Here is an 11,196-nt window from a genome sequence, read left to right on the forward strand (position 1 = left end):
ATCACCGGGACCCTGGAGCGTTCCGGCACGGATGAGGGACGATGGGTGCGCCGACGGGGCCGCCCCGTCCGGCGTGACAGCGCCAGATTGCAGACCTGAGCAGCGAGAACATGGGGGCGAGAACAGATGCGGCAGCGGCCGGACGAGCCAGGATCGGCGGTCACGCCGGGGCCGGTGGACGAGGCCCACGCGCCGGAGCCTAACGAGGCGCTCGCCGCGCTCGTGACGAAACTGCGGACCGAGTTGGCGGGTGTACGCACAGCGATGCGCAACCGGGCGGTCATCGAGCAGGCCAAGGGAGTCCTTGTCGAGCGGCTCGGTGTCACTCCCGACGCAGCCTTCGACCACCTGCTCCAACTCTCCCAGCGCGCGAACATCAAACTCGTCGAGGTCGCCGCATCGGTCGTCGGCGCCACCGCTCCCGACCCGCAGGCCGCGCCGGTGACCACCGCGCCGGCCCGGCAACCCGGTGGGGCCTCGAAGATCCGGCGGCCCGGACCCGGCGCGTCCGCGCCGGGGAAGAACCGACCGCCCGCGCACGAGGCGCTGCAGGCGCGGCATCAGCTCATCAGCTCGCGAATCGCCGCGTCTGGATCCTTCGATGAGGCGGCCGAGGCGATCGGTACCGCCGCCGCGAGCTGGCCCGGGCCGGCCACGGTCCTGATCACCCTGGTCGAGCCGGCCGGGGCGCACCGGCTCGCCGGCGCGTACGGGATGAGCGCCCACGCGCGCCGGGCCTGGCAGCAGGTGCCGCCGCAGGTAGCTGTCCCGATTACGCGGGCCGCGCGGGACCGCACGGCGCTGCTGGTCACCGACTCGCAGGAGATCGCGGACCAGTTCCCGGACCTGGCGGATCAGGGCCTCGACGCGCAGGCCGTCTTCGCGGCGCCGCTGCTCGACGGTGACCGCGTGATCGGCACCCTGGGCCTGTCGTGGGAGCGGCGGGTCGACCTCGACGCCGACACCAACCGCTACCTGTCCGCGCTGGCCGAGCCGGTCGCTCGCAAGGCCGCTGAGCTGGCCGCCCGGGCGACGGCCTCCCCCGCCGGCACGGACGAGGACTCGGCGACCTGGCTGCCGATCGTGCTGGAGACCCTCGTCCACCCGGCCGCGGTGCTCGCGCCGGTGTGGGCGGACGGGCAGGTGGTCGACTTCCGGATCGAGCACGCCAACACGGCCGCGGCCGAGCTGATCTCTCCGGCCCGCGCCGGGCAGGACGCCACACTACTCACGGCGTATCCCCGGGTCGGCAGTGAGCTGCTCCTGCCCGGCTTGGTGGGGGTGCTGCACTCGGGTGGCCCACGGCGGCTGGGTCCGGCCCGGTTGAGCCCGACGGCCGGCGCCGACCCGGCGATCAGCCAGGTCATGACCGCGGACGCGAGCCGGGTCTGGGACCGGGCGGTGATGGTCTGGCGGGTACACGACGAGTCCGAGCTGATCCACTCACAGCTGCTCGACGCCGAACGGATCGCCCGGATCGGCTCGTTCCGCTGGGAGCTGGAGCGCGCCGAACCGCACTGCTCGCCGCAGCTGTACCGGATGTACTTCGGCGACGGGCAGCGGCACCCGGTCCGGGTCGGCGAGCTGGCCGGCTGCGTACACTCCGACGACCTGCCGGCCCTCCAGGACGCCGTGAAGCGCACGCTGGTCGGCGGCGAGCAGCTGAGCTGGGAGGTCCGGGGCGCCGGCCGGCTCGCCGGACACCGGCTGCACATCGTCGCCCAGCCGGAGCTCGACGGGGCGGGCATCGTCACCGCGATCCGGGGCACCGTCCAGGACGTCACAAACCAGCGCGTCATGGAGAGCCGGCTCCGCCGGGCCGAGGTGGCGCTGACCACGCAGCGTCGCCGGGTGGACGCCGAGCTGGAGGCGGCGCAGGCCCTGCAGCGGACGCTGCTGCCCAGCGAACCCGAACTGGGCGCCACCGAGGGGCTGTGGGTCACCGGCCGGTGCCGCAACTCCGCCGACCCCGGACGCGTCGACGGCGACTGGTACGACGCGTGCGCGCTGCCCGGCGGCGCCAGCCTGCTCGTGGTGGGTGACGTGGCCGGCAGCGGCCTCGCGGCCATGACCACGGCGGCCCGGCTGCGGTACGCCGTCCGCGCCTACGCCGCGCTGGACATGTCGCCGGGCGAGATCCTCTCCGCGGTCAACACCATGCTGTGCGTCCTGGAGCCGGAGCGGACGGCGACCCTGGTCGTCGCCCGCTACGAGGCGCAGGACCATCAGCTGCGCTGGGCCTCGGCCGGGCAGGCGGCCCCCGTGCGCTACCGCGGGGACGGCCGGGCCGAGCTGCTGCCGGGCCCGCTCGGGCTACCGGTGGGCGTAGTGGCACAGGTGACGTACTCCGACACCGCGCTCGAACTGGCTTCGGGTGACCGCTTGCTGCTGTACACGGACAGTCTCGTCGGTACGCGCGGCACCGACCTCGTCAGCGCTCTCGACGTCCTGCTCGGCGCGGGTGCGCACGTGGGGAGCGACGACGTCGAGGCGGTCGTGTCACACGTGGTCGAATCGCTGCAGATGGGCCGGGACGCCGACATGGGAGCGATGCTGGTACGGGTGACCAACTAACGGGCCAGCACCAGGATCAGCGGCCTGGGCCGGCGGCCCGGACGAGAGTGTCGAGCTGTTCCGCAATCTCGACGGCACGTTCTACGGGCGACATCATCACCACGATCAGCCGGCTCGTCAGTGGCTGAAACGCCGACAGCCGGGGTGCGGATTGGCAGCCGGTTGGTTGCGAATCGTTGCCTTTTCTTGTGGCGTCTCCGAAGGTAATTACCTTCGGAGCATGAACAAGAAAGTTCCGGCGGTCTCTATGGACCGCATCTCGCTCTCACCGTACGAGGCACAGGTCGCAGCGCGCCTGCAGTACGTGGTCGCACAGTTGGCGACCAGCCACGCCGGCGCCAAGGAAGAGGACGTGGCGCGGATTCTGGCAGAGCGCCTGCGCGGGCTGGGCGTCAGTCCCAATCCCCGCGAGGTGCACCTGATCGCCCAGTCGATCGCGCAGATGCCGCAGGTACCGAAGACTGACCGACCTGCCGGTCGGCGCGTACGGTCGTCGGATGTCCATCCGTGAGCTGATCGTCCTCGGCACCGGCAGCCAGGTACCGACCCGGACCCGCAACCACAACGGGTACCTGCTGCGCTGGGACACCGAAGGGCTGCTGTTCGACCCCGGCGAGGGTACGCAGCGGCAGATGCTCTTCGCCGGCGTCTCCACCAGTTCGATCACCCGGATCTGCCTGACCCACTTCCACGGCGACCACTGCCTGGGGGTTCCGGGCGTGGTGCAGCGGCTCTCCCTGGACCGGGTGCCGCGCCCCGTCCACGCCCACTATCCGGCCTCCGGACGCGACTACTTCACCCGCCTGCGCCGCGCCAGCATCTTCCACGAGACTGCCGACCTGCGCGAGGAGCCTGTGACGGGCGCGGAGGCGCTCCTACCGCTCGGCCCGGTCGGACACCTGGAGGCCCGCCGCCTGGATCATCCGGTCGAGGCGTACGGGTACCGCCTGGTGGAGCCGGACGGTCGCCGGCTGTTGCCGGACCGGCTGGCGGCGGCCGGCATCAGCGGACCCCGGGTCGGCGAACTGCAACGCAGCGGCCGGCTGGACGGCGTCGATCTTGCCGATGTCAGCGAGGTACGCCGCGGGCAGCGGTTCGCGTTCGTCATGGACACCCGGCTCTGCGACGCCGTCTACGCGCTCGCCGAAGAGGTGGACCTGCTCGTCATCGAGTCGACGTTCCTGCACTCCGACGCGGCGCTCGCCGCGGACTACGGTCACCTCACCGCGAAGCAGGCCGCGCGGGTGGCGGCCGAGTCAGGCGTACGCCGTCTGGTGCTCACGCACTTCTCGCAGCGCTACACCGACCCGGACCGGTTCGCCGAGGAGGCGGCCGAGGAGTTCGCCGGCGACGTCATCGTCGCGTCGGACCTGGCCCGGATACCCGTACCGCCGCGCCGGTAGCCCCGGGCTGCGGGCTCCGGGACGACCGCCGCGACGCCGCGACGGTCGGCCAGGCGGCTGATCACGGCCGCGTACAGCGCCACCGTCGCCACATCGACCAGCGTCATCCGCCACGACCCGTCGGCGGCGGTCTCGGTGCTCGCGAGGTTTCCGGTCGCCGCCTGCCAGATCATCGCGACCAGGTTGGTGGCGAGATGGATGGCGATCGCGGCTTCCAGACCGCCGGTGCGTACGGCCAACCAGCCGGTGATCAGCGCGAACGCGACAAGATCGAGGAAGCCCCAGACCGTACCCAGGCCGTGGACTCCGGCGAACAGCAGGGCCGACCCGACCAGGGCGATCCACGGCCCCCGGCCGAGCCCGCTCAAGCCCTGGAGCAGCCAGCCGCGGAAGAGGTACTCCTCCCCCGCGACCTGCAGCGGCACCAGGGCCAGCAGCACCGGCACGGCGACGAGGAAGCCGGGCCAGCCCACCCGCCCGAGCTCGGTGGCGTCGCGTTCCATCATCGTCTCGGCACCGACGTAGCAGAGCTGGGCCGCGATCGCGACGAGCAGGCAGACAGCTAACCAGGGCAGGCGTAATCGGCCGCAGACGGACGCGAGCGTACCGGCGGGGCGTCGCTGCCCGGCGCGCGCCGCCACGGCCAGGGCGGGGATGACCGCGCCGACCACGAGCAACTGCCAGGCGCTGTCGCCGAGGTCGCCGAAGGTCGGCAACTGGAAGCGACCGGCGGGGCGGCCGGTAGCGATCCCGGTCACCACCACGGCGCAGACGACGACGAGCCCGGCGACGACAGCCAGAAACCCGCCGGCGACGGTGATGGCCAGGGAGCGCCACCACGGCCGCGACGAGTCGACAGCGAGAAGGTGGTACGGGGTGCCCGGCACGGGCGGGGGGATCACGGCCAGCAACGGTACCCCGGCCGGCGCCTATTCGTGCTCTTCGATGTACTTCTGCGGGTCCTTGTCCTGGATCTTGAGGCCCATCGCGCAGGGGTGCTCGCCGTAGAAGACGAGCCACTTGCGGGCCAGCTCCGCGCGCAGTTCGACGCTGGCGTGCTTACGGAAGTCGGGCAGCGCCTCGTCCTCCTCCTCGGCGAGGTGCTCGCTGTTCTCGGTGCGGGCCGCCCACACCGCCTTCCACCACTCGTCGCTGCCGACCCGGTGTCGCCGGGACTCGACGATCGCGTCGCGGATCTTGTTGTGGTCGCGGATCGCGTCCTCGGTCTCCTCTTCGGCCTCGCCGGGCTCGCCGCGCTTCAACAGATGCGGGTAGAGGATCTCCTCCTCCGCCTCGGCGTGGATCTCCAGGTGCGTCCCCAGCTGGTTCCAGATCGCCGCCAACTCCCGGTCGTCCTTGGCGTCGTCGAGCCGGGCGAAACCGCGACGGAACGCATGGTGGTCATCGAGAATGAGCGCAGTGATGTCATCCATGGTCGGTACCTACCACTGACGGCCGGTTTCTATTCATCGCCGCCATCGGCCGGCCGCCGACCCCGCGCAACGCGCCCCCGGCCCCCGCGAGCACGCACCACCCGCCGCGACCACCAAGGGGTGGTCGGGGAGTGGTCGAGGCGGGGGATCACGCGGCGGACGGGACGAGGTCCAGCGCCTGGTCGATGATCAGGGCGATCGGCGCCGCTCGACCGTCCGCCCACGCCGACGTGAACGCCGCGTCGCTCAGCTCTGCCCGTACCGCATCGCGGGCCGACTCCCGGGCACCGTCCGCCGGCGCGGGCAGGTGGTGCCGTTCGCGTATGCCGTCGGCGGCGCCGAGAAGCTGAGCCGCGAGCCGGGGATCACGGTCGGCCATCACCCCGGCGACGCTGTCGAGGGACGCGGCGAGGTCCTCCCAGTCGCCGATCTCGTGGCGGCGGGCCAGCGCGCCGGCGAACAGCCGCAGCGCCTCGTCGGCGTCACCCTCTACCCTGGCGACATTCCCGAGCTGGTGCAGCACCATGGCCTCGCCGAAGAGGTCACCGAGGGCGCGGCTGAGCTGCAGGCTCTCGTCCATGGCCGTACGCGCGCCCGGCACGTCCCCCTTGGCCAGCAGGATCTCGCCGAGCCGTTCGAGGCAGAGCGCTATCCCCCGCGTGTTGCCGGCGGCCCGTTCGATCTCGAGGCACTGCCGGGCGTAGTCGCTCGCCGCGTCGATGTCACCGAGCCGAAGCGTGGCCGTGGTCAGGTTGCCGAGCGCGATGGCCATACCGGCGGGCTGGTCCAGCTCACGCCAGATGGCCAGGCTCTCCCGCAGGTGGTCCGTTGCGAGGGCGTACCGGCCAGCGGTGATGGCGGCCAGGCCGAGCGCGTTGCGCGCCTGAGCGATGATCGACGGTTCGGCGGCGGCGTCGGCGCGGCGCAGGCCTTCCGTACCCAGCCGGTACGCCCGTTCGTGGTCGCCCTGTCCGACCGCGAGCACCACCGCGGCGTACAGCAGTTGGGCGGCGACGGCATCGGTCAGCTCGTCGGCGCCGTCGAGTACCCGGTCGAGCCAGTCGCGCCCCTCGCCGATTCGGGTGCCGGTACGCCAGTACCGCCACAGACCCAGGCACAGCCGGGCGGCGATGTCGCGGTCCCCGGTGCTGAACGCGGCCCGCAGATTCGGGTACTCGCGGTCCAGCAGACCAGCCCAGTCGGCCTGCGAAGGCCCGGTGAGGGCGACGGCCGACCGCTCGGCGAGCTCCGCGTAGTGAGTGGCGTGCCGGGCCCGGACGGCGTCGACGGCCGGGTCGGCGGACAGCTTGGCGACCGCGTACACGCGGATCGTCTCCAGCATCCGGTAGCGGGTGCCGCCTCCGGGCTCGGATTCGGCGACGAGCAGGCTCTTCTCGGCGAGCGCAGCAAGCTGTTCCTCGGCAGCGTCGACGACCGCCAACGCCGCGTCTGCGGTCGCCCCGCCGGCGAACACCGCGAGCTGGGTGAACAGGCGCTGGCCGGCCGCGTCGAGCAGGGCGAAACTCCAGTCGATGGCACCGCGCAAAGTCTGCTGGCGCTCCGGCAGGTCGCGCGGTCCGTCACCGAGCGCGTCGAGGTGGTGGGCGAGGTCGATCAACAGCTCTTCGGGGCCGAGCCGGTCGCTACGGGCGGCCGCCAGCTCGATCGCGAGGGGCAGCCCGTCGAGGCGCCGGCACAGCGCCACGACGACCGGCAGCGTCTCCCGCGTGAGCGTGAAGTCGCCGGTGACGGCGCGGGCCCGCTGATCGAACAGGGCGACCGCCGGCCACTCAAGAAGCGCCTGCTCGACCGTGCCGGCGTAGTCCTGGTCCGGCAGGGGCAGCGGGGGTACCGGGTAGATCTGCTCGCCGTACAGCGACAGCCGCTCCCGGCTGGTGACCAGCGCGCTGACGCCGGGCGCCGTCGCCAGCAGCTCACTGACCACTCCGGACGCGTCCAGGACCTGCTCGAAGTTGTCGAGCAGGAGCAGCAGCTCCGCCTCGGCCAGGTGCTCGGAGACGCCGTCGAGCAGCGGCTCGCCCGACACCTCGGGGACCTCCAGCGCCCGGGCGAGGGCGGCGACGACCAGATCGGCGCTAGTGGTCTCGGCGAGGGGTACGAACACCACGCCGTCCGCATAGGACTCCGCCAGCTCGCCCGCCACCGCCAGCGCGAGCCGGGTCTTGCCGATACCGCCGGGGCCGACGAGGGTGACCAGCCTGCCACCGGAGAGCAGCTCGGCGACGCGTATCCGGTCCCGCTCCCGGCCGACCAGCCGGGTCATCGGTACGGGCAGCCGCCCAGCTCGTCGCGGACGGCCGAGCATCGACGGGGAGACGGTCCACCCGCCATTGGCCGTGGCGATCAGGCCGCCGCGGCTGCGCAGCCGCTCCAGTTCGCCGACCACCCGGGCCGGCAGGCTGGCGCTGTGGCCGGCCAGCCAGTTCACGAGGGTGCGGCTGGGCTCGCCCCGCAGCGTGTTGCGCAGCCAGACCCGCAGCGCGGCCGGTGACCACGGCGCCAGTTCGGTACTGGCCAGCAGCGGCAGGCCGACGACGTTCGGTTCGACTACGGTGGTCGCGTACACGAGCCCCAAGGACCCGGTTGAGGGCAGTAGCCGGTCGACGAGGTCGATGGCGTGCCGGCCGGTGTCCACATCGCTCACGACGAGCACCGGAGCGCCGTCGGGCATCTCGGGCTCGCCGTCCGCGGGGGCCGCGATGACGGTGAACCCGCGCAGGCGGGCGACCGTGGCGACCTCGGCGAGGAAACGGGTGTAGCCGGCGCCGGGCTCGCCGGTGACCCGGAGCGCGCCGCGCCGCTCGGTCAGCAGCCGGGTCAGGAACTCCTGGGCGTCGGCTATCGGGGCCTCGCGCTCCCATAGTCGGGAGGAGACCGTACGCACGCCGGTGTCTGCGTCGTCGGCGACCGCGCGGCCCCGACCGCGCTGCTTGGCGAGGTAGTTGCGCCGGTCGGCGCAGGAGATCAGGGAGACGGTGTCGTCGGCGTCCTCGGGGTAGGTCGCCACTCCGAGGCTGACCGACACGCGCAGCGGCGGCCGTCCGGCGAACTCGTGGGCGCGGATCTCTTCGGTGAGGCGCTGCGCCAGTGCGACCGCTTCGGCGCGGCCGGTGTCCGGCAGCAGCAGGACGAACTCGTCGCCGCCGAAGCGGAAGAGGGCGTCACCGGCGCGTACGACCTTCTTGACCCGGTCGGCGAGCTCACGGAGGACCGCGTCCCCGCGCAGGTGCCCGTACGCGTCGTTGACGGTCTTGAAGAAGTCGACGTCGAACAGGAAGACCGCGCAGGGGCCGTCGTTGCGCACCGCCCGGGCCAGCTCCTCGTCGAGCCGGGCCGAGAGGAGCGCGCGCGGGTACGCCCCGGTCACCGCGTCGGTGACGGGCTGGGCGTGCTCCTTCCCCGCTGGCGTCATCACCTTGTCGTCGGCAGCCCGCGGGCACATCTAAGGGTTTGTCCCCGCGTTCGTGTCGGCCGGTCGGCGTACACCAGCGCGGCTTTTGGGGTCGCGGTTCGGTGGATTTCGATTGCTTTCCAGTGACATTCAGTAGTCGAGGCCGGATCGTTGACTTACCGGCCGGTACCCCTGGGTACTGGGCCCCACGGAAGGAGACCCGGTGTCCCGAGATGGCCTGAAAGCCGCGCGTTACCTGGCCTTATTCAGCGCGCTCGCTGGCGTGGCCGCACCCGCCGCACTGCCGGTTGCGGCCGCGGCAGGTCCGGCCATGTCGTCACTCGCGGCATCTGAACGACTACAGAACGTAACATGGCAGGCGTCGGCCTGGTCCAGCACGGCCACCGCCACCAAGGTCACCGACATCGCGACGATGATCGGCGCGCCGGAGCGACTCACCGGCGCCGGGGTCGGCGTCGCGCTGATCGACACCGGCGTCGTCGGAGTACCGGGGCTGCCGGCGGCCCAGGTGGTCAACGGGCCCGACCTGTCGTTCGAGTCGCAGGGGGCGGCCGTCCGGTACCTCGACACCTACGGCCACGGCACCCACCTGGCCGGGATCATCGTCGGCGACGACCCGGCCACTGGATTCCGCGGGCTGGCACCGAAGGCGAAGCTGACGTCGGTCAAGGTCGGTTCGGCCACCGGAGCGGTCGACGTCTCACAGGTCATCGCCGCGGTGGACTGGGTCGTGCAGCACCGCAACGACAACCCGGCGAACCCGATCCGGGTGCTCAACCTCGCGTACGGCTCCGACAGCACCCAGCCCGCCCTCGTGGACCCGCTGTCATTCGCGGTCGAGAACGCGTGGCGCAACGGGATCGTGGTGGTCGTGTCAGGCGGCAACGGCGGCATCGTGAGCAGCACGCTGCGCAACCCGGCCTACGACCCGTACGTGCTGTCGGTCGGGTCGGCTTCGACGAAGGGTACTCAGAGCTACGCCGACGACGAGCTGTCGCTGTTCAGCTCGGTCTCCGCCACCCGCAACATCGACCTGCTCGCCCCCGGCGAGTCGATCGTCTCGCTTCGCGACCCGGGCTCCTACATCGACAAGGCTTTCCCAGTCGCCCGGGTGGGCGATCGGCTCTTCAAGGGCACCGGCTCGTCGCAGTCGGCCGCGGTTGTGTCCGGGGCGGTGGCGCTGCTGCTGCAGGACCGGCCGAACCTCACTCCCGACCAGGTCAAGGCGGTGCTCAAGTCGTCTGCCACGCCCCTGACCAAGGGCAAGGCCGCCACGATGAGGCTGGGCGCGCTCAACCTCGCGGCGGCGCTGAACCAGCGGACCCCGGCGGTGACCCAGACGTACCTGCGCGCGATGGGCGTCGGCTCGATCGAGGCGGGTCGGGGCAGCAGCCACGTCGCGGACCGGGGCATGCCGCTGGTCGGCGAGAAGGACCTGTTCGGCATGTTCATCGCGGCGGACTGGAGTTCCCGCAGCGCCGCGGGCACCGCTTGGAAGGGCGGGCAGTGGATGGGCCGCCGGATGGCCGGCGACGGCTGGACGGGCACCTCGTGGACGTCCCAGACCTGGGCGTCGGCCACCTGGCCGGGCCGTTCGTGGGGCGGTTCCAACTGGGACGACAACAACGACGACGAGCACACCTGGAACGGCTGGCACTGGTCGGGATCGGGCTGGTCCGGCTGGCACTGGGCCGGCGACCGCTGGTCGGCTACGTCCTGGCGCTAGGAGCTCACCGGCGCCAGGCCCACCACCAGCAGCGGGGAAGTACGGTCAGGCATGAATCATCACGAGTCGCGTTGACGTTCGTCTCTTCGTAGGCTGATCGGATGACGATCAGCGCGGCACGGAAGGCACCGATTACCGCGCTGGCCACCTCGGGTTTCGCGGTTAACGTGGCGGCCTGGACGCTCGTCGGCGCGATCGAGCCGTACCTGCAGCGACAGTACGACATCGGGTCGGCGCGTGAGGTGGCGCTCGCGGCGCCGCTCGTGGTCGGCGCCCTCGCCTGCGTACCGGTGGGCGCGCTCACCGACCGATACGGTGCCCGACTGACGTTTCCACTGGTCAGCATCGTCTCCGCCGCATCGGTGGCGACCCTCGCGATGGTTCACACGGCCCCTGCTCTCGTACTGGTAGGCGCCGCTCTCGGCATCGGCGCGGCCGCGTTCGCCGTAGGCGCCGCCGCCCTGACCCGCTCCGACCCACCGGGTCGGCGTGGGCGCCGGCTGAGCACCCTGGGCGGCGGCATCGGCGGGGCGGCGATCGGTGCCGAGCTGGTCCGGCCGTTGGTCGACCAGGTCGGCGTGCGCACCGCCCTGCTACCTGGATCGTCCGTAGTGCTCCGGCCTTCAG

The 11,196-nt window shown here is 72.0% G+C and carries 8 protein-coding genes; 5 read left to right on the plus strand and 3 right to left on the minus strand.

Annotation, left to right across the window (positions count from 1 at the left end):
• Positions 1 to 126: 126 nt before the first annotated feature.
• The 3 genes from HC028_RS02635 to HC028_RS02645 all read left to right on the plus strand — a co-directional run bounded on the left by HC028_RS02635 (position 127) and on the right by HC028_RS02645 (position 3,977).
• The gene (locus tag HC028_RS02635) at positions 127 to 2,574 is read left to right on the plus strand and encodes a SpoIIE family protein phosphatase (RefSeq protein ID WP_168072118.1); all 2,448 of its coding nucleotides are present in this window, start codon (positions 127 to 129) and stop codon (positions 2,572 to 2,574) included.
• Positions 2,575 to 2,794: 220 nt separating this feature from the next.
• The gene (locus HC028_RS02640) at positions 2,795 to 3,085 is read left to right on the plus strand and encodes a hypothetical protein (protein WP_168072120.1); all 291 of its coding nucleotides are present in this window, start codon (positions 2,795 to 2,797) and stop codon (positions 3,083 to 3,085) included.
• Positions 3,072 to 3,977 carry a ribonuclease Z gene (locus tag HC028_RS02645; RefSeq protein WP_168072122.1) on the plus strand — a complete coding sequence of 302 codons (906 nt, stop codon included), beginning with the start codon at positions 3,072 to 3,074 and terminating at the stop codon, positions 3,975 to 3,977. The genes HC028_RS02640 and HC028_RS02645 overlap by 14 nt, the downstream gene beginning before the upstream one ends.
• Here the strand turns inward: HC028_RS02645 and HC028_RS28320 are convergent.
• The 3 genes from HC028_RS28320 to HC028_RS02660 form a co-directional block, all read right to left on the minus strand.
• Positions 3,872 to 4,879 (minus strand): CPBP family intramembrane glutamic endopeptidase, encoded by a 1,008-nt coding sequence (locus HC028_RS28320; protein ID WP_168072124.1) that lies wholly within the window; start codon positions 4,877 to 4,879, stop codon positions 3,872 to 3,874. The genes HC028_RS02645 and HC028_RS28320 overlap by 106 nt on opposite strands.
• Positions 4,880 to 4,906: 27 nt before the next feature.
• A complete protein-coding gene (locus HC028_RS02655) occupies positions 4,907 to 5,410 on the minus strand; it encodes a hemerythrin domain-containing protein (protein ID WP_168072126.1) in 504 nt (167 codons plus the stop codon).
• Between the two features lie 148 nt (positions 5,411 to 5,558).
• Entirely contained in the window at positions 5,559 to 8,843 is a 3,285-nt protein-coding gene (locus HC028_RS02660) for a diguanylate cyclase (protein ID WP_168072128.1), read from the minus strand.
• Positions 8,844 to 9,045: 202 nt separating this feature from the next.
• On the opposite strand from HC028_RS02660, the gene HC028_RS02665 reads away from it, so the two are divergent.
• Both HC028_RS02665 and HC028_RS02670 read left to right on the plus strand, forming a co-directional pair.
• Positions 9,046 to 10,569 carry a S8 family serine peptidase gene (locus tag HC028_RS02665; RefSeq protein ID WP_168072130.1) on the plus strand — a complete coding sequence of 508 codons (1,524 nt, stop codon included), beginning with the start codon at positions 9,046 to 9,048 and terminating at the stop codon, positions 10,567 to 10,569.
• 101 nt (positions 10,570 to 10,670) lie between these two features.
• Positions 10,671 to 11,196 (plus strand): MFS transporter (locus tag HC028_RS02670; RefSeq protein WP_168072132.1); only part of this gene is annotated, 526 nt, incomplete at its 3' end.

Source organism: Planosporangium flavigriseum (genome assembly GCF_011947225.1).
GTDB classification, from domain to species: Bacteria; Actinomycetota; Actinomycetes; order Mycobacteriales; family Micromonosporaceae; genus Planosporangium; species Planosporangium flavigriseum.